Source organism: Okeania sp. KiyG1, from assembly GCF_014132355.1.
In the GTDB taxonomy this organism is placed as follows: domain Bacteria; phylum Cyanobacteriota; class Cyanobacteriia; order Cyanobacteriales; family Microcoleaceae; genus Okeania.
Map to the genome: position 1 here is coordinate 21,848 of NZ_BLZO01000052.1, position 25,346 is coordinate 47,193.

Here is a 25,346-nt window from a genome sequence, read left to right on the forward strand (position 1 = left end):
TAATAAAGGTCTAAAGCCTCCCATTTCAAGGGGATAAAAAAAATCAAGTTCAATATTTCAAGCTTCTGAATTTCCTAGGTCATGCTGCGAAAAAGGTAGAGGTACTGATAACTGATAACTAATAACTGAAATTACCTTTTAGTTTACACAAACGATTACCTTCAGACATGATATTAAGGGTGAAAAATCTGAGTATTTTCAACTAATAAAGGAAGAAGGAAGAAGGAAGAGGGAATAAGGAAGAGGGAGGAAGGTTATTAAGCAAGAAAAAAACTGAAATTTCCTGTAGGTATTCACCAAAAAATAAGGTCTAAAGCCTCCCATTTCAAGGGGATAAAAAAAATCAAGTTCAATATTTCAAGCTTCTGAATTTCCTAGGTCATGCTGCGAAAAAGGTAGAGGTACTGATAACTGATAACTAATAACTGAAATTACCTTTTAGTTTACACAAACGATTACCTTCAGACATGATATTAAGGGTGAAAAATCTGAGTATTTTCAACTAATAAAGGAAGAAGGAAGAAGGAAGAGGGAATAAGGAAGAGGGAGGAAGGTTATTAAGCAAGAAAAAAACTGAAATTTCCTGTAGATATTCACCAAAAAATAAGGTCTGAAGCCTCCCATTTCAAGGGGATAAAAAAATCAAGTTCAATATTTCAAGCCTCTTATACCAATTTCATAAAATATTACTACAGTCATGGCACAGGTATGGAGGGAATAGGTATGGAGGGAATAGGGAAAGAAAAACAGAAATATTAAAGAGGAAAAAAGGTTGAATTGTTAGAATTTATGGAATTTATATTTTTTATTGTAGGAATAAATTATCAACTAAGATGTAACTACCTTTTTTGAATTTGGTATTACTTTCCTAGGTCATGCTGCGAAAAAGGTAGAGGTACTGATAACTGATAACTGATAACTAATAACTGAAATGACCTTTTACTTTACACAAACGATTACCTTCAGACATGATATTAAGGGTAAAAAATCTGAGTATTTTTAACTAATAATTGTGTTTTAACAAAAAATATTTTGCCAAATAATTAAGGTTTAAAGCCTCTCCTTTAAAGGAGAAAAAAGCGGTCTATCTTCGGAGCTTCCCGTAGGGTGGAATGGTGAGGTTTCCTCGCCATATCCAATCGACCAAGAGAAGAAAAAATTTTCCCTACCGCGTCAATCCTCTTCTTTTCAAGGAGAGGTAATTGTTAATTATTAATTAGGGTTTGCTGAAAAAGTCTTTTAGTAGGGGTAGGAGACAGGAGGAACGGGGAATTATAGAGGAGGTAGTCGGAAAAATTGTAAGAGTGATTTTTCTGCCATAATCGTCCCAAAATACTAGCTTTTTGAACTTTTTGAGCTGAAAAACTGGCACTTTTTTAGACCAAAAAATACTAAAACCAATATCAGTCAATGCTTTGATATTTAATCAGCAAACCCTAATTATTAATTATTAATTATTAATTATTAATTATATTCCGCCCATACCAATGGCGAACTACTAACCAAATAATAGAAAGTAATCCGGCAATACTTAAAGTTAATCCACTATAGGGAACTAATAATGCAAAAATAGGTAAAATTCCGCCTGCAATAGTACAAATAATTGCGGCTAAAGAAGCTTGACGATTTGAGCCTAAACCCCAAACTAAAAATAGCAAAATAGGAGAAATTAAACTCCAGACAAATTTTGCATCAATTAAGCGACTAAAGTAAGTCAAAGTCAATAAACAAGCAAAGAAAATTCCGCCTAATATTGCCACATCTCGTAAATTCAAAGGTAGGGAAAAATATAAGAGAATTAACCACCATAAAAATAATAATGGAGTTAATATTAATAGACGGGGTAAAATGCCAGTATTTTTAACTGGGTCTGTGGCGGTAAAAACTCCAAAAGGATTTTTGACAGAAACATTGTCATTAAATATCCAAGTAAATTTACGACCCTGATTTGATTCGATAGTTTCAGTGGGAACAATGCCACTAGCAAAGTCTGCTTTGGGAAAATTTGCTAATGCTGTTAATTGAAAGTTTGATAATAGTTGATTATTGGCATTATAAATCCAACGAGGTCTGCCTTGAGCTTGATAGTTTACTTTGAAATTGATAGTTTCTCCAGGGGATAAATTAAAGGGAAAATTATAATTTTCAGGGTTAGTAGGAATTAATCTTTGATTATTTTGTTCAACGCGAAAGTTTTGAAGTAAAGAATAGCCATAAGGAGGACGAATTTCAAAGAAAAAATCCTGGATATCTTGAAGTTGGTTAGTAACTTGATATTCTGCGGAAAAATCTACAACATAAATGGCTTTAAGATTTTGAACATCTTTGGCTTGATTAATATTTACTTCAATTTCTGAGGAATTTATTCTGAGATATTTATCCACATTTCTCATACTTTTAATTTCAACCCGTTTATTATCAACCCACTGATAATATGTATATGGTTCTTCTACTATATAACGAACTTTTGGAGCAATTTGTTCGAGACGATAGAACTCCGTTCCGTTTGCACGATCGCCTGCTACTCCAGCAGCAATTTTGGCGATTTTTGCTTGTTCCCAATTATGGTAACGATTACTAAGAGTTGAACAGAGAAAAAATCCTCCTACTAGCAAAATTAAAACTAGAATTAGATGTGCCAACTTTTTAAGTAAATTGAAATATTGAGATACTAATTCATTAATCAAAATATTTGGTTCTGATTTTTGCGTATGACGGAAAGAAGAATTTAAAATTGCTATTCCTATACCTAAGAAACCAATGAGAATAATTAATATGAGAGATACTTTGAGAATTTGATTGCCAAATTCAATTAATTCTTGGGGATGAGTAATATCGGGAATATTGGGAATACCTTGAGTAGATTGCCACATATTTTAAAAGTATATTCAACAATTAATAATTAATAATGACCTCTCCTTGAAAAGAAGAGGATTGACGAAAAGGAAATTTTTTCTCCTCCTTGTCCATTGGATATGGCTAGGAAACCTAGCTATCTCACCCTTCGTTCAACAATTAATAATGAATAATGAATAATGAATAATTACCTCTCCTTGAAAAGAAGAGGATTGACAAAGAGATGAAAATTTTTCTTCTCTTGGTCGATTGGATATGGCGAGGAGACCTCGCCATCCCATCCTAACGGACTGCTCCGCAAACGACCGCTTATTATCCCCTTAAAAGGGGAGGCTTTAAACCACAATTTTTCGGTAAGCTGCACTAACGACCGCTTTTTTTTCCTTTATTTAAAGAAGAGAGTTTAAACCTTAATTATTCGGTAAAAACTCAAAAAATAGATAAAAAGTCTGAAGCTTTTACTCCTGTTGTATATTATTTTTCAGAGCTGTTGCGTTTTTCAACGCTATTTTTTAGTAAGCATTCAGCTATTAGCTGTCAGCTATCAGCAACAAGATTCTCTTCTTAAGGACAGTGTTTAAATTAATATAGATTTTAAGAGCAAGGGAAGCAACTTTTGTAGTAAAACAATTAAATATTGCTTTTATCCTAAACTAAAAGCAATAGCTGAAGTCCGCAGTTCCTCCGGAGGAGACTAGCTGATGGCTGACTGCTGAATGCTTACATTTTTTACATAACCAAAATAGAACCACTATAATCATAGCTACAAATTGAAAAATTTAATTCCACTACTCTAGCTAATTTGAATCAAAAATTTTGTAAGTAGGCTCAAATTATGGAAAATCAGACATCAGAAAATCTTTTTAACTCCGCAAAGAAAAATTATCAAAAAGGAAATTTAAAATTAGCGACAAAAATCTGCCACAAAATCTTAGAAAGAGAGAGAGAAAATTCGCGATCGCTACATTTATTAGGAGTTATTGCTGGTTTAGAGGGGCAACCAAAAGAAGCAATTTCTTACCTAACTCAAGCTGTGAAACTAAATCCAAATAATCCCGAAATTCATAGTAATTTGGGTCTGGCACTGAAGGATAACCAGCAACTTGAAACAGCCATTAAACATTATCAAAAAGCCATTGAACTTAAACCAAATTATGCCGAACCATATAACGGTCTAGGTAACACATTTTTAGAGCTAGGAAAATTTGAAACAGCCATTAAACATTATCAAAAAGCCATTGAACTTAAACAAAATTATGCCGAACCATATAATGGTTTAGGTAATACATTTTTAGAGCTAGGAAGACTGGTGAAATCTCAACAATATTATCAACAAGCTCTTAAATTAGACAAAAATCATGCAAATGCTCACTTTGGTTTGGCAGTTATTTTACTTAAACAGGGAAATTTTATTCAAGGATTTTCTGAATATGAATGGCGCTGGCAAAAGAAAGGTTTTAGAACTCGTAATTTCTCTAAACTTTTGTGGGATGGCTCAAGTTTTAATGGTAAAACTTTGTTAGTTTATACTGAGCAAGGTTTGGGAGATTCTATTCAATTTATCCGCTATATTTATCTGGTGAAAAAATTAGGAGGGCGTGTAATAGTTGAACTTAATCAAGCTGGATTGAAATTATTATTTAGCACTATCTCAGGAATTGATAAATTATTTGTTATAGGTGAAAAATTACCAGATTTTGACCTGCAAATTCCATTGATGAGTCTACCTCGAATTTTGAGAACTACCTTAGAAACTATACCTGCTAAAATTCCTTATTTATCTGTACCAAAATCAACTGATTTTTCCATCCCATATGCTCCAGAAAAAAATCTCAAAGTAGGGATATGTTGGCAAACAAGTAGTAATACTAAAACCAGTCAAAAACGTTCTTGCCCAGTTCAATATTTAGAGGGAATTCTAAGTATAGGTAAAGCTAATTTTTATATTTTACAAAAGGAGGTATTGCCAGCAGATTTAGAATGGTTGAACTCTCAAACTAAAATACATAATTTAGGTTCATCTTTTAATGATTTAGCCGATACCTCCGCAGCTATCCAACAACTAGATTTAGTAATTACAATAGATACAGTTATTGCTCACCTAGCAGGAGCATTAGGAAAACCTGTTTGGGTAATATTAAATTTTGATTCTGATTGGCGATGGATGTTAGATAGAAATGATAGTCCTTGGTATCCCACAGCTCGATTATTTAGACAGGCAAAAATAGGAGATTGGAATAGTGTATTTATTGAGGTAAAACAAGCACTAATTCAATTTCAAGAATCTCCAGAAAATCTTTTAACTCTGCAGTTAAAAATTATCAAAAAGGAAATTTAAAATTAGCGACAAAAATCTGCCACAAAATCTTAGAAACAGAGGGAGAAAATTCGCGATCGCTACATTTATTAGGAGTTATTGCTGGTTTAGAGGGGCAAGTAAAAGAAGCAGTTGCCTACCTTTCTCAAGCAGTGAAACTGAATCCAAATAATCCCGAAATTCATAGTAATTTGGGTCTGGCACTGAAGGATAACCAGGAACTTGAAGCTGCCATTAAACATTATCAAAAAGCACTTGAACTTAAGCAAAACTATGCTGAACCATATAACGGTTTAGGGAAGATATTTTTAGAGCTAGGAAAACTGCTGGAATCTCAACAATATTATGAACAAGCTCTTAAATTAGACAAAAATCATGCAAATGTTCACTTTGGTCTGGCAATTATCTTGCTCAAACAGGGAAATTTTATTCAGGGATTTATTGAATATGAATGGCGCTGGAAAAAGAAAGATTTTATCTCTCCTAATTTTTCTCAACCTCTGTGGAATGGGTCTAATTTTAATGGCAAAACTTTGTTGGTTTATACCGAGCAAGGATTAGGAGATTCTATTCAATTTATCCGCTATATTCCTTTAGTGAAAAAATTAGGAGGGCGTGTAATTGTTAAATGTAATCAAGCAGGGTTAAAATTATTATTTACTACTGTCTCAGGGATAGATGACTTATTTGTTAAAGGTGAAAAATTACCAGATTTTGATTTACAAATTCCATTAATGAGCTTACCTAGAATTTGCGGTACTACCCTGGAAACTATACCTGCTGAAATTCCTTATTTATCTATTCCTAAATCTACCCATTTTCAGATTTCATCTGCTCCAGAAAAAAATCTCAAAATCGGGATATGTTGGCAAACAAGTAGTAATACTAAAACCAGTCAAAAACGTTCTTGCCAAGTTAAATATTTACAGCAAATTCTCAGTATAGGTAAAACTAATTTTTATCTTTTACAAAAGGAAGTCTCAGTAGCAGATTTAGAATGGCTGAATTCTCAGACTAAAATACATAATTTAGGTTCATATTTTAATGATTTAGCTGATACAGCAGCAGCAATAAAACAATTAGATTTAGTAATTACAATAGATACAGTTGTTGCTCACCTAGCAGGAGCATTAGGAAAACCTGTTTGGGTAATATTAAATTTTGATTCTGATTGGCGGTGGATGTTAGATAGAAATGATAGTCTTTGGTATCCCACAGCTAGATTATTTAGACAGGCAAAAATTGGAGATTGGGATAGTGTTTTTATTGAGCTAAAACAAGCAGTAATTGAATTTCTATAATCTCCAGAAAATCTGTTTAAAACCGCAGTTAATAATTATCAAAAAGGAGATTTAAAATTAGGAGCAAAAATCTTCCACAAAATCTTAGAAAGAGATACAGAAAATTGGCGGTTGCTAGATTTATTAGGAGTTATTGCTGGTTTAGAGGGGCTATTAAACAATTAATAATTAATAATTAACAATTAACAATTACTTCTCCTGGAAAAGAAGATGATTGACGCGGTAGGGAAAATTTTTTCTTGTTTCTCCTTTAAAGGAGAGGCTTTAAGCCTTAATTATTCGGTAAAAAAAATAGTTGCCTACCTTTACTAAGCAGTGAAATTTAATCCAAATAATGCCAAAATTAATAGTGATTTTGGTCTAGCACTGAAGGACAAGCAGAAACTTGAAGCTGTCGTTGAAAATCATCAAAAAGCATTTGAACTTAAGCCAAATTATCCTGAACCAGATAACGGTTTAGGGAACATATTTTTAGAATTAGGAAAACTTACAGAATCTCAATTTGGAGTAGCTATTGAACATTATCAAAAAGGAAATTTAAAATTAGCGAAAAAAATCTGCCATAAAATCTGAGAAAGACATATAGAAAATTGGCGATCGCTACATTTATTAGGAGTTATTGCTGGTTGAGAGAGACAAGTAAAAGAAGTAGTTGCCTAATTTTCTCAAGCAGTGAAATTTAATCCAAATAATGCCTAAATTCATAGTAATTTTGGTCTAGCACTGAAGGACAACCAGAAACTTGAAGCTGTCATTGAAAATCATCAAAAAGCATTTGAACTTAAGCCAAATTATCCTGAACCAGATAACGGTTTAGGGAACATATTTTTGGGTGCATCTCATATTTGCAAAAATACTATTTTCCTATATATTCCTTGTTGCCTTTCGGAGCTGTTGTCTAAAAGCGATAAATTTTTGGCTTTATTCACGCATTGAGATGCACCCATATTTTTAGAGCTAGGAAAACTTATAAAATCTCAATAATATTATGAACAAGCTCTTAAATCAGACAAAAATTATGCAAATGCTCACTTTGGTTTAGCTGTTGTTTTGCTCAAGCAGAGAAATTTTATCCAAGTATTAGGAGTTATTGGTTAGTGATTTTGGCTTGTCAAAAATCTTTAATTAAATTGCTGGAAACTATTCCTGGAATTGAAAAATGTGTATACCGCAAAGCAAATTTTCATAATTTTGATGTTCATTCACCATTGTTAGAATTACCTCGGATATTGGGAAGTACTTTAGATAATATTCCTCTACCAATTCCGAATTTAAAAATACTCAATACTCAACCTATAAAATTAGAGCTACCAGTCGGAAGTTTCTTGAAATTTGGTATTATTTGGGCTGCCAAAGCAAGCAATCCAACTGCTGCTAAACGTTCTTGTAAGTTAAAATGTTTTCAATCATTGTTAGACATAGCAGGAGTGACTTTTTATAGTCTGCAAAAAGAGGCTGGAGTAGATATTCAATTATTAGAAATATTACCTATATTAGATTTAAGTAGTGAGTTAAATGACTTTGCTGATACGACTGGAATTATTGCTAAACTTGACTTAGTAATTACTGTTGATACGGCAGTAGCACATTTAACAGGAAAATTAGGTAAACCTGTGTGGATTTTATTACCTTGTGTGTAATAATTTCCTGCGGAATGCTGCGCAAACAGCTATTAGCTATAAGCTATTAATTTTAGAGAAGGTAAAAACAACCTTTGAAATTGAGAAAGAATAAAAATTTACTGCCAAAGTCCCATTTATAAACCTGAAAAGTAATTATTCATTACTAATTGCTGAATGCGAGCGCATTCCGTAGGAATAGCTGACTGCTAATAGCTGAATGCTTACCCTTTTGTGCCAGACTGGTGATGAATGTTAGATAGAAATGATAGTCCTTGCTATCTCACAGCTAATCCCGCTACGCGGAAGTTAAAAGTCAATCATTTTTGATTTGTAATTGTTTTAGGATTTTGTAACCAGTTATTTCCGCTATCCTGCACTAGATTATTTAGACAGCCAAAAATTAATGATTGGGATAGTTTCATTAATTGATAATTGATAATGGATAATTGATAATTACCTCTGGTTAAAACTGAGAGGATTGAATATAAGGAAATATTATTTCTTCTCTTGCTTGATTGGATATGGCGCAGGTTTCCTCGCCATCCCACCCTTCGGGAAGCTGCGCTAACGACCGATTTTTTCTCCTTAAAAGGGGAGGTTTAAAACTAGAATTATTTAATTATTAATTATTAATTATTAATTAGGGCTTGCTGATTAAATATCAAAGCTTTTACAGACAAAGGTTTTAGCATTTTTAGGTCTTGAAAAAGTACCTTTTTTTTTAGCTCCAATCGTTCAAAAAGTTAGCATTTTGAGCATTTCGATGAGAAGAAAATCAAGGGAAGATTCTTCCTCCTACCTCTTCTATAATTCCCATTCCTCCTGAATTGCAGGATTGCTGTTTGCGGAGCATTCCGTAGGAAATTCTGGATTCTCCCCTGACAAAAAGACTTTTTCAGCAAGCCCTAATTATTCGGCAAGGATTCAGTTCAATAATTGATAATTGATAATTGATAATGGATAATTACCTCTTCCTTTTAGGGAGAGGATTGAATAAAAGGAAAAAATTTCTTCTCTTGGTCGATTGGATATGGCGCAGGTTTCCTCGCCATCCTACCCTACGGGAAGCTCCGCTAACGACCGCTTTTTTCCCCTTGAAAGGGGAGGCTTTAAACCTGAATTATTGAATTATTGAATTATTGAATTATTGAATTATTAATTCTTCGGTAAAACAAGCATTAATTGAATTTATAGAATCTCAGATGAAGTTAACAGAAAGATTTCAAATTGCATATCAGTATTATCAACAAAATAATTGGGCAGCAGCAGAAAGAATATGTCGTCGAATACTTGAGGAAAAACCACAATATTTTGATGCACTGCACTTATTAGCTGTACTGGAATATTTATCAGGTAGAAATGAAACTGCTATTAATCTTTTTCATCAGGTTATTAATCTTCGCCCTAACTTTAGTCAAGGTTATTCAAATTTAGGAAATATCCTGAAAAAAGAAGGTCGTTTAGAAGAAGCGATCGCTCATTATCAAATAGCTATTTCTCTGGAATCTAGTGATAGTAGTAACTATTCAAATTTAGGACTAATTTTTTTAGAAAAAGGTCAAATTGATTTGGCAATTATTAACTATGAAAAGTCTAGAGAAATTAATCCTGACAACTCATACACAAATCTCAATTTAGGCTTTGCTTGGGAAAAAAAGGGAGACTTATCAAAGGCGAGTACCTATTATCAACAGGCAATTAAAATTAATCCTAATTATGCTGAAGCATGGTACAACTTAGGACATATTTTACGAAAACAAGGTCAAGTTGAAACAGCTATTGAATATTATCAAAAATGTCTTGAACTCAATCCAGATTATACTGAAGCATATAATGCTTTAGGCTTTATTTTTTTAAGACTTGGAAAAGTTGCAAAATCTCAAAAATATTATGAACAGGCTCTGAAATTAGACAAAAATTATGTAAATGCTCACTTTGGTTTAGCTGTTGTTTTGCTCAAACAGGGAAATTTTATTCAAGGTTTTTCTGAATATGAATGGCGCTGTCTAGACAAGAAGACTAATACTCGTAGTTTTTCTCAACTTTTGTGGGATGGTTCAAATTTTCAGGGTAAAACTTTGTTAGTTTATACCGAACAGGGATTAGGAGATTCTATTCAATTTATCCGCTATATTCCTCTGGTGAAAAAATTAGGAGGATGGGTAATTTTTGAATGTAATCAACCTGAGTTGAAATTATTATTTACTTCTGTCTCAGGAATAGATGAATTATTTGTTAGTGGTGAAAAATTACCAGATTTTGACCTGCAAATTCCATTACTTAGCTTACCTAGAGTTTTCGGTACTACCCCAGAAACTATACCTGCTAAAATCCCTTACTTATCTATTCCTAAATCTACTCATTTTCAGATGCCACCTATCCCAGAAAAAAAATTTAAAGTAGGGATATTTTGGCAAACAAGTAGTACTACTAGAACGAGTCAAGAACGTTCTTGTTCTATTCAATATTTCAGAGACATTTTAAATATATATATAGATAAGGCTAACTTTTATATTTTACAAAAAGAAGTCTCTCAAACAGATTTAGATTGGCTTAACTCTCAGACTCAAATCCATAATTTCAGTTCATCTTTGAATGATTTAGCTGATACAGCAGCAGTTATAAAACAATTAGATTTAGTAATTACAATAGATACAGTTGTTGCTCACCTAGCAGGAGCATTAGGAAAACCTGTTTGGGTAATGTTAAATTTTGATTCTGATTGGCGGTGGATGTTAGATAGAAATGATAGTCCTTGGTATCCCACAATGAGGTTATTTAGACAGTCAAAAATTGGAGATTGGGATAATGTATTTGAACAAGTGAAAGACAATTTAAGAGATTTGTTGGAGAATAGTTCTTCTCAAAAGAAAGTCCCAGAAATTATGGGTATAAAATTTTCTGATTCTCCAATGAAACAAACTTTGAAAAAATACAAATCTGGAAACTTGAAAGAAACGGTGAGTATTTGTCAGAAGATTGTTAAAAAACAGCCCAATAACTTTTTAGCTTTAGAACTTTTGGGTGTATGTGCTTATCAAAGCAGTGAAATAGAACAGGCGTTCGCTTATTATCAAGAGTCTTTAAAAGTAAATCCTAATTATGCGGAAACTCATAATAATTTAGCTGTTGCACTTCAAGATAATCAGGAAATTGATGCTGTGCTTAATCATTGTCAAACTGCAATTAATTTTCACCTTAATTGTGCTGAAGCATGGCATAACTTAGGACGTATTTTGCGAGATAAAGGTCAAGTTGAAGCAGCTATTGAGCATTATCAAAAATCTCTTGAACTTAAACCAATTTATGCAGAAGTTTATAATAGTCTAGGCAGTATATTTTTAGAGTTAGGAAAATTTGCAGAATCTCAACAATATTATGAACAAGCTCTGAAATTAAATAAAAATCATGTAAATGCTCACTTTGGTTTAGCTGTTGTTTTGCTCAAACAAGGAGATTTTATTCAAGGTTTTTCTGAATATGAATGGCGTTGTCAACGTAAAGATTATGTAACTGGTAATTTTCCTCAACCTCTATGGGATGGGTCAGATTTTTCAGGAAAAACTTTATTGGTTTATACCGAACAAGGTTTAGGAGACTCTATTCAATTTATTCGCTATATTCCTTTGGTGAAAAAATTGGGAGGGCGTGTAATTGTTGGATGTAATAAAGCTGGATTAAAGTTATTATTTACCACTGTTCCAGAAATAGATGAATTATTTGTTATAGGTGAAGAATTACCAGATTTTGACCTGCAAATTCCATTGATGAGTCTACCTAAAATTTTTGGTACTACCCTAGAAATTATACCTGCTGAAATTCCTTATTTATTTGTGCCAGAATCAAAAAAAATTAAACTGCCAGACACTGGAAATAGTTTCAAAATAGGCATAACCTGGGAAACAAATAGTCAAAGGAAGACTAGCAAAAAACGTTCTTGGTCTGTAGCAGATTTTCAATCTATTTTGAATGTAGAGAATGCTAGCTTTTATATTTTACAAAAAGAAGTCTCTTCCATAGATTTAGAATGGCTGAAATCTCAAACTAAAATTCATAATTTAGGTTCATCTTTTAAAGAAGTCTCTTCCATAGATTTAGAATGGCTGAAATCTCAAACTAAAATTCATAATTTAGGTTCATCTTTTAATGACCTAGCTGATACAGCAGCAGCAATAAAACAATTAGATTTAGTAATTACAATAGATACAGTTATTGCTCACTTAGCAGGAGCATTAGGAAAATCAGTTTGGGTAATGTTAAATTTTGATTCTGACTGGCGCTGGTTAATAGACCGCGAAGATAGTCCTTGGTATCCCACAATGAGATTATTTCGTCAGAGTAAATCTGATAATTGGCAAGGAGTATGTCGAGAAGTTGTCAATGCTTTATCATCTAAATTACTGAATTTTAATCAAACAGATTATCCATCAATAATTCAACCAGGGTCATCAGTTACAACTGAGCAGTTACTGACAACAGCGTTAGAAAAATGTGAAGGAGAAAACTGGAAGGAAGCAGAGAAAATATGTCAGTTTATTATTCAATATCAACCCCATTGCGCTGCTGCATTTGAGATACTTGCTCTATGTGCAAAAAAAAACAGGCAAAATAGATTTAGAAATTGATTGCCACCAGAAAGCAATTAACTTCAACCCTAATAATTATCAAACTCATCTAAGGTTAGCTATTGCTCTGAAAAAACAACAGAAACTAGAACAGGCAATAGTTCATAATCAAATAGCGATTGAACTGAAACCAAATGATGCTTCAACTTGGCATAATTTAGGTCTAATATTTGAACTTCAAGGCAATATTTCAGAAGCAATTCGTTGTTTTGAACAATCTCTACAGATTAAACCAAATAATGCTGATATTTATTACTCTTGGGGTAATATTCTGAAAGAACAGGGCAATTTAACAGAAACAAAAGTTCTTTATGAGAAATGTCTTGAGTTCAATCCTAACCATATCAATGCTCACTTTGCTAAAGGATTTATTCTTCTTAAACAAGGAGATTTTTTAGCTGGATTTTCTGAATATGAATGGCGCTGCCAACGTCAAGATTACATAACTCGTAGTTTTGCTCAACCTGTATGGGATGGCTCAGATTTTTCCGGAAAAACTTTATTAGTTTATACCGAACAAGGTTTAGGAGATTCTATTCAATTTATCCGCTATATTCCTTTGGTGAAAAAATTAGGAGGGCGTGTAATTTTTGAATGTAATCAAGCTGGATTAAAATTCTTATTTACCACTGTTTCAGAAATAGATGAATTATTTGTTGAAGGTGAAAAATTACCAGATTTCGACCTACAGATTTCATTGATGAGTCTACCTCTAATTTTCGGAACTACCCCAGAAACTATACCTGCTGAAATTCCTTATTTATCTGTACCAAAATCAATCAATTTTCCCATTCCACTTATTCCAGAAAAAAATCTCAAAGTGGGAATATGTTGGCAAACAAATAGTACCAGCGAAACCAGTCAAATACGTTCTTGCCCAGTTGAATATTTACAAGCAATTATTAATATAGATACAGTCAATTTTTACATTTTACAAAAGAAGTCTCTTCCGCAGATTTAGAATGGCTTAACTCTCAAACTAAAATTCATAATTTAGGCTCATCTTTTAATGACCTAGCTGATACAGTAGCAGCAATAAAACAATTAGATTTAGTAATTACAATAGATACAGTTATTGCTCACTTAGCAGGAGCATTAGGAAAACCAGTTTGGGTAATGTTAAATTTTGATTCTGACTGGCGCTGGTTAATAGACCGGGAAGATAGTCCTTGGTATCCCACAATGAGATTATTTCGTCAGAGTAAATATGTTGGCAAACAAATAGTACCAACAAAACCAGTCAAATACGTTCTTGCCCAGTTGAATATTTACAAGCAATTATTAATATAGATACAGTCAATTTTTACATTTTACAAAAAGAAGTCTCTTCCACAGATTTAGAATGGCTTAACTCTCAAACTAAAATTCATAATTTAGGCTCATCTTTTAATGACCTAGCTGATACAGTAGCAGCAATAAAACAATTAGATTTAGTAATTACAATAGATACAGTTATTGCTCACTTAGCAGGAGCATTAGGAAAACCAGTTTGGGTAATGTTAAATTTTGATTCTGACTGGCGCTGGTTAATAGACCGGGAAGATAGTCCTTGGTATCCCACAATGAGATTATTTAGACAGGCAAAAATTGGAGATTGGCATAATGTATTTAAGCAAGTTAAAGACAACTTAAAAAATTTGCTAGATAATAATTCTCCAACCAATAAAATTTCTGAAAAAAGGGTATTAATCGGAATTATTTTCTCAGAAAATACTCAATTTACCTCAGAACAAATTAATCGCTCTAAAGCTTATGATTTGATTATTACCGGATCTACCTGGAATACCAAAATTCTAGAAACTAATGGTATCAAACCCGTACAAAAAATTTTACAAGGCATTGACCAAACAATTTTTCATCCCGCACCTAAATCTAATATTTTTAGCGATCGCTTTGTTGTTTTTTCTGGTGGAAAACTAGAATATCGTAAAGGTCAAGATATTGTCATAGCAGCTTTTAAAATCTTCCAAAAACGTTATCCAAAAGCACTATTAATTACAGCTTGGCATAACTTCTGGCCTCAATTTATGGTAGGAATTGAGCAAACTGGAAATGTTGTAGGATTACCGAAAATTAGTCAAAATAAACGTTTACAAATTACTCAATGGTTACTAGAAAATGAAATTCCTAGCAATGCAGTTATTGATGTTGGTCCGATTCCTAATTATATGGTAGGACAAATATTACGAGAAGCTGATGTGGCTGTATTTACAAATCGCTGCGAAGGCGGTACAAATCTTGTTGCAATGGAAAGTCTTGCCTGTGGTATCCCAACAATTATTTCTGCTAATACTGGGCATTTAGATATTATTAATAACTCTCATTGTTATCCCTTACATAATCAAAATTCTGTGAAACCTACTCCACAATTTCCAGGTGTAGATGGTTGGGGAGAATCTGATGTTGAAGAAGTAGTAGAAATGTTAGAAAAGGTTTATTTTGACCGAGAAGATGCTCAACTTAGGAGCAAAACTGCTGTTAGTATTATGCAAGACTTGACTTGGGAAAAACAAATTCAACGTCTGCTTGTTGTTCTGCAAAATGTAATTTAATAAGTTATGCCAATTTGGTAAATGTTTACTAAAAATAGCTAGTGTCGCTACGCGGAAGTCAAAAGTTAAAAGCTAAAAGTTAAAAGTTAAAAGTTAAAAGTATTGATTGGTAAGGCTTTTAGGATTTTGTAACTGGTTAGTTATTTCTGCCATCCTGCACTAGGGTATTTCTTAGGAGTCAACCCACCCTAACCCCTCCCAGGAGGGGAAGGGAATTCAGGAGTCGTATGGGAATGGCTTTAATGGCAAATTTTAGGTCTGAATTTATCTTTTTAGTCCATTAAGTATCTCTTATAAACTATTTTAATTGCTCTTATTATTCGTAACATTATTTTTTAAAATTGGTATGATAAGTTATATAGCAGTTTTCATTAACATAGAATAGAGAGATTTTGACTTAAAGGCAGAAGGCAGAGGGTAGAAGTTTTATAGTCTATTTTTATTTGTGAAAAACGCTATAAATAGTAGCAAACACCAGGATATAAAGGACTCAAAACAGCACTTTTTTTCTGGGAAAAAACCTCAATCTATATTTACTGAAAAATTGTGGTATAAAGCCTCCCCTTTTAAGGAGATAAAAAGCGGTCGAGGGATGGCGAGGTCTCCTCGTCATATCCAATCGACCAAGAGAAGAAAAAATTTCCTTTGACTCAATCCTCTTCTTTTAAAGGAGAGGTAATTATTAATTCTTAATTCTAAATTCTAAATTATTGAAATATTATTTGAAAATACTATACCCATTGGATAAATATTTGCTACAAATAGTGAGACTTTTTACAGGAATCAGGAGTCAATTCAGTTATCAGTTATCAGTTAACCTCCTCCGGAAGAACTACTTTAAAAGTTAGCCTCTTGACAGAGGAGTTACACTATCAGTAATTCCTGCAATAGGCAGGGGAGAAGATGCATAATTTTCTTTTTTATTTCCTTACCTTAAAAGAGCAAACTTGAAGTAAGCATTTCCTCCGGAATGCTTACAGCTTGAAACCTGATTTTTTGGTCATAATAAATCACTTAAATATCATTTATTTCTTAATCAAAGAGACATCATTGACTATCTTTGAAAACAAAATATTTTAAGTAAAAAAACTGATATTTTATCGGCAATGTACCAATTACCCAATAATTAAAGTTTAAAGCCTCTCCTTTAAAGGAGAAAAAAGCGGTCGTTTGCGCAGCATTCCGTAGGATGGGATGGCGTTAGCGGAGCGGCTCTGATAAGAGCGGGTCTCCTCGCCATATCCAATCGACCAAGAGAAGAAAAAATTTTCCCTACCGCGTCAATCCTCTCCTTGAAAAGAAGAGGTAATTATTAATTATTAATTATTAATTATTAATTATTTAAGATATCTTTTAATTCAGTGCCATAATCCTATAACTGCCAAATATTTTTAGAGTTTCCGTATAGGTCTTCAACTCCTCTATTGCCATTGTTATCAAATTATCATTATTCTTAGTTTCTATATCAATAAAAAATAAATAATCCCCTAGCGATCGCTTCGTAGGACGAGACTCTATTCTACTCATATTAATTCCCCTTTTAGCAAATACTTCCAAAGGCTTCACTAAAGCTCCTGGTACATTTTCAGGAACACTAAAACCTAGAGAAATAAAAACATAACTTCCCGGTTGATTTATCCCATTAATTATTAGTTTTAAATCAGAATTATCTATTTCTGTACATCCTTCTTTCAATACCCAAAAACGAGTATAATTGTCAGGATAATCATTAATTGGATAAGCTAATATAGGTAATTGATAAAGTTCAGCCGCTCTTTGAGAAGCGATCGCTGCGGCACTCCGGTCCTTACCTAAATGTCGCAATGCTTCTGCAGTAGAATTATCAGGAATTTGCTGTACTTGTGGCAAAAATTTTTCTAACCAACCTTGACATTGAGCTAAAGCTTGTGGATGAGAATAAACAGTTTTAATCTCCTCAAAACTATCAGCTAATGATATTAACCCATGAGAAATAGGCAAGATTAATGCTGTTTGAATCTCTAAAGAGTCCAATTGCCAAAGCGTATCCAGAGTAACAGTAACACTCCCTTCAATAGAATTTTCTACAGGTACAACTGCCAAATTAACTTCCCCTTGAGAAACTGCCCATAAAGTTTGAGCAATACTAGGATATGGACACAGAAAAGATTTTTGACCAAACTGACTCAGTTTATTAGTAAATGCCACTGCTGCTGTCTCGGCATTAGTACCAGCGGGGCCAAGATGTGCAATTGATATGGTCATAGAATCTCCATTTTCTTTTAGATTTTAGATTAAAAATAGTTTCGCTCCGGAATGTGGAACTAAAAGTATTTCAGCGTTTAACAGTCAGCTTTGGGCGTTTGTGGAGCATTCCGGAACGGAAAGGGGATACGCGACCCTCCTAAAATTAAGCGAGTTATAGAAGTCGGGAATTTAAACCCAAGCTTTTAGCGCGCTGAAAGCTGCGTACTGTTTGTAGAGCATTCCGGTACGGAAAATGCTTATAGCTAGTTATAGCAGTCGAAGTAAAGGTTAGGACATATCAAAAGCTTAAAAACCCAGACAACGCCAGATTTTTCCTTCTTCCTTCTTCCTTCTTCCTTCTTCCTTCTTTCTTCTGCTATAAACCCAATTTCTTTTCTATAAAATTGAATAAGTTACACTTCGTAAAATTACGTTACATTTCTTTAATCAGTTCTCATCCATTAACCATTATGATGACTAGAATTACTCAATTTTACCTAAATCCCCTGCTGGAGAATGACTAAACTTGAGTAAATACTTCAGTATGATCCAAGTCACATGAATAAATGTGAAGATTTCATAAAATTTAGATATTAAAATATTTATTTTTATTTATCTTTTATACAAATAATGATTACTAGATTTACCGCATCCCAATCTGTAAATATTCCCGTAGTTGAACAACAAGTTCCTATTCATCATTATCTTCGTCAACCGAAGCGCCTAGTCAATGCTTTAGTAGATCCAACAAGATTGGAGCAATTAGACAAAGATAGCTTCCGCCTCAAAATGCGTCCACTACACTTTATGATGTTAACTATTCAACCAACTGTAGATATACGGGTTTGGGTGAGTGCTAATGGCACAATTTACTTAAAGTCAGAGGGTTGTGAAATTCGTGGCGTAGAATATATTAATCAGCGTTTTGCCCTCAATCTAGTTGGTATTCTCCAAACCTACCAAATTAAAGGAGTTACTCATCTCAAAGGCAATGCAGATTTAGAAGTTAAGGTAGAATTACCCCCTCCATTATGGTTAACACCTCTACCAGTTTTAGAAACAACTGGTAATGGTTTACTGAAAAGTGTATTAATGACAATTAAGCAAAGATTGACCCATCAACTATTAGCTGATTATCATAAATGGGCTTGTGATGAAACTGAAATATTAACACATAGCGAACAAGGTTCAGTTTTATCTCCTGGTAGTCAGGCAGTTTAATTTATACCAATTCACTTTCAAAATAAATTACTGTAGCATCAAAGTTTTGAGCTTCTATAAAATCTTAATGAATAACTTTTGACTGTCAGATGTGCGTCTTACATTTTGAGGAAACCTCAGAATTACGCACTCGATGCCTGACTTTTAACTTCGGTGAAACGGTATTTAGTTCTCTCCACTCAAGCTTGACAGAAGTTGTTACAATACTTAATATCTTCTAATATAAGGTAATTAGGGCTTGCTGATTAAATCTAAAAGCATTGACATATAAAGACAAGTGCCTTTTTGGGGTCGAATTGCAGTGCGCCTGTTTCAGTCTAAAACGCTCAAAAAGGAGCGTATTTTAGGCTCATAGTTGGGCAGAAAAATCCCAAATTGACAATTCTTACTCCTCGCTCCTGTCTCCTGTCTTCCCCTCCCCTCCTGGGAGGGGTTAGGGGTGGGTTGGGAGGGGTTAGGGGTGGGTTGTCTCCTGTCTCCTACCCCAGCAAAAGACTTTCCATAAGCAAACCCTAATTAATAGTTTTAATAAAAGTTACTTTTACTAGCTACTATGTATAATAATTTTTTTGCATCCCAATCTGTCAATATACCTGTTCCAGAGCAGTCTATAAGTATTCACAGTTATTTAAGTCAACCACAACGTATTGTAGAAGTTCTAGCAAACCCTAATTGTATAGAAAAATTAACTAACGATACATATCGTTTGAAAATGAAGCCTCTCAAATTCTTTATGTTGAAAATTGAACCAATTATCGACATGAAAATTTTGACAACTTCTGAAGGAGTAGTCAAATTAAAGTCTGTTGGTTGTGAACTTAAAGGGATTGAAATGATTAATGAACATTTTCAATTGAATCTCAATGGTACAATGCAGCCTACCAAAATTCAGAATAAAACTATTCTAGAGGGAAAAGTAGAGTTAGCCTTACAAATATTTTTACCTGCTCCTTTCAACAAAATACCCAAATCAATTTTGCTATCTACAGGTAATAATTTATTAGGTAGTATTTTACTCAAAATGAAGAAAGGATTGATGCATAAATTATTATTAGACTATAGCAACTGGGCAAAGTCAGAAGAGAGGAGTTTACTAGCTGCTTAGTTTACTCAAAAAGTACTTGATGACCTTGTCATACCGTTTCATGGAAGTCAAAAGTCAAAAGTTAAAAGTTAAAAGTAATATTTTTAGGAGTCAAAACTTTGACACTACAGTAATTTCACATCTAAAGGAGCGAAACTATTTGTAACATTCTTTTTTCACACTTGGTATCAGAAAGCTGATGGAAAAATTAGATTGAGGAAGTGAGTCAGAAACTACAATTAAGTAGCTTCCGTGCTTCCCACTACCAATATATTAGGCTATATATTCTATTAATAACTTCCTCTAAACAAAAGCCTTGAATTTACAACATCAATGCTACAGTTTATTTTAAAGTATCTTTCAGAACAGTTCTAGCTGCAAGATGATTCCTAGTAGATGTGAGAATTTCTACTTCTCTCTCTAACCTAGTAGCAGTATCCTGCATCTCCAAAAGAGCTTGCTGTTCAGTTGCTACTCCATAAAGATTGCTAGCCACCCAATATGACAATTCTTTTGGTAAACTAGGAATATCAGTTGGTAATTCTATACTCTGATCCATAAGTTTACCTGAAAGATGAACTACATCTTTTAGCAGAGCTTCAACTTGATTTGCTAATTCTCCCAGAGTATTTTCTGAAGAATTATCTTCTATCCACTCAACTAAACCAACTAGATAAGGTTTCTCTCTAATTGTGTCTAAAACTCTAAATCTTTGCTCGCCTACTGTCAAAATCTTCATCCGATCATCAGGTAAGCGTTGGTAGTTTTCAATTTTAGCGCAACATCCAGTGGCCACAACTCGGTCTTGAGTAGAATCCCACATCAAAATTCCAAATCTACTATCGCTTTCTAGAACTGTATTCATCATAATTCTATAGCGAAATTCAAAGATATGTAGTGGTAGGGGTCTACCAGGAAATAATACTACTTCTGGTAGTGGAAATAGGGGAAGTTCTCGAACAGCTACAGAAGAGGATGCCATCTTTCATTATTAAAATAAAGTTTTGGTTCTTAATACTTCTTATACTTTAGCTGATTTTTCTATTCTTTAGATATCTATGGGCTTACTATTTTTGATTTTAAGATTTTTGGGAGTTGGTAAATTTAGCTATAGTTTTCGTACTTAGGGAATAGGGAACAGTTAGGGACTTTGCATACAACGTCCTTACAGATTAGTTCGTTCTTATGTTGTTCGGGATCAAATAATTAAAATCGTTAACTAGCTATCAGCTTTTCCGTTCCGGAGTGCTTTCCTACAGAATGCTACGCAAACGCAAACAGTATTTAGCTGGAGCCTAAAAATTCAAGGGTTTAAGTCCCACGCTTATTTGAAAAAGCGCGTGGTGCGCCTTTTATGGAGGTTTTAATCCCCTATTATACACGCAACTAGAAGCTGATTGCTGATAGCTGAGTGCTGAGTGCTACTTCAATATAAGTCCGAGGGATAACTGTAGGCCATGGGTACATTCAATAATTCTAGACTACCAACTACCCATGGACTAATTTTGCTATAACTTCACTTCAATATCTACACCTGCTGGTAAGTCAAGTTTCATCAGCGCATCAATTGTTTTTGATGAAGGTTGATAAATATCTATAATTCTACGATGTGTCCTAGTTTCAAAGTGTTCTCGTGAATCTTTATCAACGTGAGGCGATCGCAATAGACAATAAATGCGTCGTTTTGTGGGCAAAGGTATTGGCCCAATTGCTGTGGCTCCCGTTCTATTTGCTGTATCTACAATTTTTTCACAAGATGTATCTAGTAAACGGCGGTCAAATGCCTTGAGACGAATACGAATTTTTTGCTGTTGAATTGTGGCCATTTCTCTTTAATTTTCTAGGTTCAGATTTTTTAGTTTTCAATTATCAATTGCTAGTTTTCTTAACCAGCAATAGACTTTAATGAAGTCAGAAGCCAGAAGTTATTTTGATCACGGAAATGTTTAAAGATAGCTTATCCAAAATGCACAAAAAGGTAGATATAAACTCAATATAGTTAAAAATAGCTGCTCTAATTCATTTTAGATAGTCATCTCTATCGGTTTCTCCTTTTTTTTCAATCTCTACCCTTCTTCCTCTCTTGGTGCGCATTCCCTTGCGACTGGCGTCGTCGCGGGGTCGCACCGCTTCTTCCCTCTTCCTTCTTCCTTCTTCCTTCATTAATAAGCAGCAGAAAAGCAAATATCTATTTATATATGTACTTTTCTGCCACTTATATCTTTGAGAAAGTTGTTCTACTCTATAATCTTAGAAACAACACCAGCGCCAATAGTCCTCCCACCCTCACGAATGGCAAAACGCATACCTTGTTCAATTGCCACTGGGTTAATTAGTCCAACTGTCATTTTAATCCGGTCACCAGGCATTACCATTTCTGCCGCACTACCATCATCAGCAGTAAAAGACTCAATAGCACCAGTCACATCTGTTGTCCGGATGTAGAATTGAGGGCGATAATTTGGGAAGAAAGGTGTATGACGTCCTCCTTCTTCCTTTTTCAGAACATATACTTCTGATTCAAATTTTTTGTGGGGAGTGATAGAACCTGGTTTGGCCAAAACCATACCACGTTGAATATCATCTTTCTGCATACCACGCAGTAGTAATCCCACATTATCACCAGCCATTCCTTCGTCCAGAATTTTCTGGAACATTTCCACACCGGTAACTGTAGTATTACGAGTTTCTTTGATACCTACCAATTCCACAGTTTCACCAACTTTGACCTTACCACGCTCAATCCGGCCTGTAGCTACAGTACCACGACCAGTAATAGAGAATACGTCCTCTACCGCCATGAGGAAAGGCTTATCAACATCACGTTCTGGTGTAGGAATATACCCATCAACCTCATCCATCAGAGCGAGAATTTTATCTACCCACTCATTTTCACCCTTTCCGATGCCTGGGTTAGCTGTTAATGCTTCTACCGCCTGTAAAGCAGAACCAGCAGCGATAGGAATATTATCTCCATCAAAATCATAGTCACTTAAAAGTTCCCGAACTTCCAGTTCAACCAGCTCCAAAAGTTCCTCATCATCCACCATATCTTGCTTGTTGAGGAAAACAACTATATTAGGAACCCCTACCTGCTTGGCCAATAGAATATGTTCGCGAGTTTGAGGCATTGGGCCATCAGCAGCAGAAACTACTAGAATTGCACCGTCCATTTGAGCTGCACCTGTAATCATATTTTTTACATAGTCAGCGTGTCCAGGACAATCAACATGAGCATAGTGACGGTCTTCTGTTTCATACTCTACATGAGCAGTATTAATTGTAATACCCCGTGCTTTCTCTTCTGGAGCTGCATCAATATCAGCATAATTCCTTGCCTTCGCTTTTCCTTGCGCTGCTAGACTCATTGTAATTGCAGCAGTCAAAGTTGTCTTACCATGGTCAACGTGGCCAATAGTTCCAATATTGACGTGAGGCTTATTTCTTTCAAATTTTGCGCGTGCCATTAATTACTCGTTCCTTTTTTCCGTTGTTAATTCCGCTCCCCTTAAATTAGGAAACGGATGCACTGATTCATATTGACATCCTCTCCCGTTATAATCTTTGATTTAACGGGAGATTCCCAAACCTCACGATTTAGGTTTACTGCTTGAATGGCACTTATCTAGACTGTTGCCAGTCCCCCGACAGTACGCCTACACAGTCAATTTATTCTACGATCTGCCCAACCGCAGTAACACCTCAATGATGGAGTGCTTATTGTTTGTTTGGTCGCGATTCATCTCCCGGTAAATTAGAGATTATACCTGGAGTCCTCTCGATCCATTGTTGATAGATAAATTTTGAAAACTCTGCCTATCCCTTTACCTAAATCTTTGTTAGCTTCGGTTTTAGACAATTACCTAAATTTTTTTAGTAACCTGTAAGTTTTCATTTACTTATCTATTTTATTTTCACATTATTCAACCCAAAGCTAAAATTTTAACCTAAAAATAGACAATTTCACAAACTACTAAACATATCCTCTGCTTTTAGCAATGATAGTCTCAGCCACATTACGAGGTACTTCCTCGTAGCTACTAAATTCCATTGAAAAGATACCACGACCTTGAGTTTTTGACCTCATGTCAGTAGCATAACCAAACATTTCTGCCAAAGGAACCTTTGCCGTCACTTTGGCCACACTTGATTCTAACTCTTGATTCTCTATTTGTCCTCTTCTAGAGTTCAAGTCTCCAATAATATTACCGATAAAATCTTCAGGTACTTCTACCTCTACTTTCATCATAGGCTCTAATAATACAGGTGAAGCCTTGGTAACACCTTCCCGAATTGCCATAGAGCCAGCAATTTTAAAAGCCATTTCTGAAGAATCCACATCATGGTAAGATCCGTCTACCAGAGTAGCCTTAACATCTATTAATGGATAACCAGCTAAGACACCTGTTTCACAAGCTTCTTTCATTCCTTGCTCTGCTGGACTAATAAATTCTTTAGGTATTGTCCCTCCAACAATTTTAGAGACAAACTCAAAGCCACTACCTAGCTCTCCTGGTTCGATCTCTACGACTACATGGCCATACTGACCTTTGCCACCACTTTGACGGATAAATTTACCCTCTGCCTGAACCTGTTGGCGAATAGTCTCTCGGTAAGCAACCTGTGGTTGACCCACATTAGCTTCCACTTTATATTCCCGAAGCATTCTATCTACCAAGATTTCTAGGTGCAGTTCGCCCATACCAGCAATTACCGTTTGATTGGTTTCTGGATCAACACTAACTCGGAACGTAGGGTCTTCATCAGAAAGAGCTTGAAGAGCCTTAGACAATTGTTCCATATCTTGTTTGGTTTTCGGTTCCACAGCCACAGATATAACTGGCTCAGGAACATAAAGAGACTCTAGGACAATTGGATTTGCTGTATCACAAACCGTATCTCCTGTCAAGGTATATTTCAACCCCACAACTGCTCCCAAATCTCCTGCCCGCAATTCATCAACATCTATTCTGTCATCAGCTTTCAGAACAATTAGACGAGAAATTCTTTCTTTCTTATCTTTAGTAGAATTTAGAATATAACTACCTTTAGCAAGGACTCCTGAATATACCCGAAGAAATGTGAGACGGCCATAAGTATCTGACATAATTTTGAATGCCAGAGCTGATAGAGGTGCCTCATCATCTGATAGCCTAGTATCCAATTCTCCATCTGGTAGAGTTCCTTGAATTGCTGGAACTTCTGTAGGAGCTGGTAAATAATTTACCACTGCATCCAATAAAAGCTGAACGCCTTTGTTTTTGAAAGCAGAGCCACAGAGCATAGGTACAATTGTACCTGCAATTGTCCCTTGACGTAGACCTTGAAGAATGTCCTCTGCTGTTAACTCCTCACCTTCAAGGTACTTTTCTGTCAGAGCATCATTAATTTCCGCCACTGACTCAACTAACTTAAGACGATATTCTTGAGCTAACTCTTCTACTTCTGCTGGAATTTCCGTTTCTTTAATATCTGTTCCCAGGTCATTGGTGTAGATAAAAGCTTTCATCCCCACCAAATCTACAATTCCCCTAAATTCATT

General features: G+C 34.6%; 17 protein-coding genes and 1 pseudogene. 11 read left to right on the forward strand and 7 right to left on the reverse strand.

Annotated elements, in window-relative coordinates; all coding sequences use genetic code 11:
- Window positions 1-1,457 precede the first annotated feature (1,457 nt).
- Window positions 1,458-2,873: a hypothetical protein gene (locus SAGCYANO_RS09400; protein ID WP_202219827.1), complete on the reverse strand. Its 1,416-nt coding sequence runs from the start codon at window positions 2,871-2,873 to the stop codon at window positions 1,458-1,460.
- An 818-nt stretch (window positions 2,874-3,691) separates the two neighbouring features.
- Here SAGCYANO_RS09400 and SAGCYANO_RS09405 point away from each other — a divergent pair.
- The 9 genes and pseudogenes from SAGCYANO_RS09405 to SAGCYANO_RS09440 all read left to right on the forward strand — a co-directional run bounded on the left by SAGCYANO_RS09405 (window position 3,692) and on the right by SAGCYANO_RS09440 (window position 15,273).
- Window positions 3,692-5,194 carry a tetratricopeptide repeat protein gene (locus SAGCYANO_RS09405; protein ID WP_202219828.1) on the forward strand — a complete coding sequence of 501 codons (1,503 nt, stop codon included), beginning with the start codon at window positions 3,692-3,694 and terminating at the stop codon, window positions 5,192-5,194.
- 26 nt (window positions 5,195-5,220) lie between these two features.
- Window positions 5,221-6,474, forward strand: a complete 1,254-nt coding sequence (locus SAGCYANO_RS09410) for a tetratricopeptide repeat protein (RefSeq protein WP_255502515.1) — start codon at window positions 5,221-5,223, stop codon at window positions 6,472-6,474.
- 315 nt (window positions 6,475-6,789) lie between these two features.
- Window positions 6,790-7,047, forward strand: a complete 258-nt coding sequence (locus tag SAGCYANO_RS09415; protein WP_202219830.1) for a hypothetical protein — start codon at window positions 6,790-6,792, stop codon at window positions 7,045-7,047.
- Window positions 7,048-7,470: 423 nt separating this feature from the next.
- Window positions 7,471-7,572, forward strand: a pseudogene (locus tag SAGCYANO_RS50185) (hypothetical protein); the annotation flags it as partial.
- Between the two features lie 5 nt (window positions 7,573-7,577).
- A complete protein-coding gene (locus SAGCYANO_RS09420) occupies window positions 7,578-8,114 on the forward strand; it encodes a hypothetical protein (protein WP_202219831.1) in 537 nt (178 codons plus the stop codon).
- 1,184 nt (window positions 8,115-9,298) lie between these two features.
- On the forward strand, window positions 9,299-12,721 hold the full coding sequence (locus SAGCYANO_RS09425; RefSeq protein WP_202219832.1) for a tetratricopeptide repeat protein: 3,423 nt from the start codon (window positions 9,299-9,301) through the stop codon (window positions 12,719-12,721).
- Window positions 12,684-13,682: a tetratricopeptide repeat protein gene (locus SAGCYANO_RS09430; RefSeq protein WP_202219833.1), complete on the forward strand. Its 999-nt coding sequence runs from the start codon at window positions 12,684-12,686 to the stop codon at window positions 13,680-13,682. Before SAGCYANO_RS09425 ends, SAGCYANO_RS09430 begins: the two co-directional genes overlap by 38 nt.
- A gap of 155 nt (window positions 13,683-13,837) precedes the next feature.
- Window positions 13,838-14,011, forward strand: coding sequence for a hypothetical protein (locus SAGCYANO_RS44470; RefSeq protein ID WP_237396013.1), 174 nt, complete (start codon window positions 13,838-13,840; stop codon window positions 14,009-14,011).
- A gap of 206 nt (window positions 14,012-14,217) precedes the next feature.
- Window positions 14,218-15,273: a glycosyltransferase family 4 protein gene (locus tag SAGCYANO_RS09440; protein WP_202219834.1), complete on the forward strand. Its 1,056-nt coding sequence runs from the start codon at window positions 14,218-14,220 to the stop codon at window positions 15,271-15,273.
- Window positions 15,274-16,626: 1,353 nt separating this feature from the next.
- Here SAGCYANO_RS09440 and pheA read toward each other — a convergent pair.
- Window positions 16,627-17,517, reverse strand: a complete 891-nt coding sequence (pheA, locus tag SAGCYANO_RS09445; protein ID WP_202219835.1) for a prephenate dehydratase — start codon at window positions 17,515-17,517, stop codon at window positions 16,627-16,629.
- Window positions 17,518-18,129: 612 nt separating this feature from the next.
- Between pheA and SAGCYANO_RS09450 the strand changes: the two genes are divergently transcribed.
- Both SAGCYANO_RS09450 and SAGCYANO_RS09455 read left to right on the forward strand, forming a co-directional pair.
- Window positions 18,130-18,720, forward strand: a complete 591-nt coding sequence (locus SAGCYANO_RS09450; protein WP_202219836.1) for a DUF1997 domain-containing protein — start codon at window positions 18,130-18,132, stop codon at window positions 18,718-18,720.
- Window positions 18,721-19,273: 553 nt separating this feature from the next.
- Window positions 19,274-19,825: a DUF1997 domain-containing protein gene (locus tag SAGCYANO_RS09455; protein WP_202219837.1), complete on the forward strand. Its 552-nt coding sequence runs from the start codon at window positions 19,274-19,276 to the stop codon at window positions 19,823-19,825.
- Between the two features lie 322 nt (window positions 19,826-20,147).
- Here SAGCYANO_RS09455 and SAGCYANO_RS09460 read toward each other — a convergent pair whose 3' ends face one another.
- The 5 genes from SAGCYANO_RS09460 to fusA all read right to left on the reverse strand — a co-directional run.
- Window positions 20,148-20,786, reverse strand: coding sequence for an LON peptidase substrate-binding domain-containing protein (locus SAGCYANO_RS09460; protein ID WP_202219838.1), 639 nt, complete (start codon window positions 20,784-20,786; stop codon window positions 20,148-20,150).
- 526 nt (window positions 20,787-21,312) lie between these two features.
- Complete coding sequence (rpsJ, locus tag SAGCYANO_RS09465) at window positions 21,313-21,621, reverse strand: 30S ribosomal protein S10 (RefSeq protein WP_202219847.1); 309 nt, start codon at window positions 21,619-21,621, stop codon at window positions 21,313-21,315.
- Between the two features lie 202 nt (window positions 21,622-21,823).
- A complete protein-coding gene (locus SAGCYANO_RS09470; RefSeq protein WP_202219839.1) occupies window positions 21,824-21,967 on the reverse strand; it encodes a hypothetical protein in 144 nt (47 codons plus the stop codon).
- A gap of 74 nt (window positions 21,968-22,041) precedes the next feature.
- Entirely contained in the window at window positions 22,042-23,271 is a 1,230-nt protein-coding gene (gene tuf / locus SAGCYANO_RS09475; protein ID WP_202219840.1) for an elongation factor Tu, read from the reverse strand.
- 506 nt (window positions 23,272-23,777) lie between these two features.
- On the reverse strand, window positions 23,778-25,346 hold a 1,569-nt coding region (gene fusA / locus SAGCYANO_RS09480; RefSeq protein WP_202219841.1), incomplete at its 5' end, for an elongation factor G.

Excerpts from the sequence above, each read along its gene's own strand:
- SAGCYANO_RS09425 (WP_202219832.1), top strand. The coding sequence starts at position 9,299 with ATGAAGTTAACAGAAAGATTTCAAATTGCATATCAGTATTATCAACAA.
- SAGCYANO_RS09455 (WP_202219837.1), top strand. The coding sequence starts at position 19,274 with ATGTATAATAATTTTTTTGCATCCCAATCTGTCAATATACCTGTTCCA.
- SAGCYANO_RS44470 (WP_237396013.1), top strand. The coding sequence starts at position 13,838 with ATGTTAAATTTTGATTCTGACTGGCGCTGGTTAATAGACCGGGAAGAT.
- SAGCYANO_RS09460 (WP_202219838.1), bottom strand. The coding sequence starts at position 20,786 with ATGGCATCCTCTTCTGTAGCTGTTCGAGAACTTCCCCTATTTCCACTA.
- pheA (WP_202219835.1), bottom strand. The coding sequence starts at position 17,517 with ATGACCATATCAATTGCACATCTTGGCCCCGCTGGTACTAATGCCGAG.
- SAGCYANO_RS09400 (WP_202219827.1), bottom strand. The coding sequence starts at position 2,873 with ATGTGGCAATCTACTCAAGGTATTCCCAATATTCCCGATATTACTCAT.
- SAGCYANO_RS09450 (WP_202219836.1), top strand. The coding sequence starts at position 18,130 with ATGATTACTAGATTTACCGCATCCCAATCTGTAAATATTCCCGTAGTT.
- SAGCYANO_RS09470 (WP_202219839.1), bottom strand. The coding sequence starts at position 21,967 with ATGAAGGAAGAAGGAAGAAGGAAGAGGGAAGAAGCGGTGCGACCCCGC.
- SAGCYANO_RS09405 (WP_202219828.1), top strand. The coding sequence starts at position 3,692 with ATGGAAAATCAGACATCAGAAAATCTTTTTAACTCCGCAAAGAAAAAT.
- SAGCYANO_RS09440 (WP_202219834.1), top strand. The coding sequence starts at position 14,218 with ATGTTAAATTTTGATTCTGACTGGCGCTGGTTAATAGACCGGGAAGAT.
- tuf (WP_202219840.1), bottom strand. The coding sequence starts at position 23,271 with ATGGCACGCGCAAAATTTGAAAGAAATAAGCCTCACGTCAATATTGGA.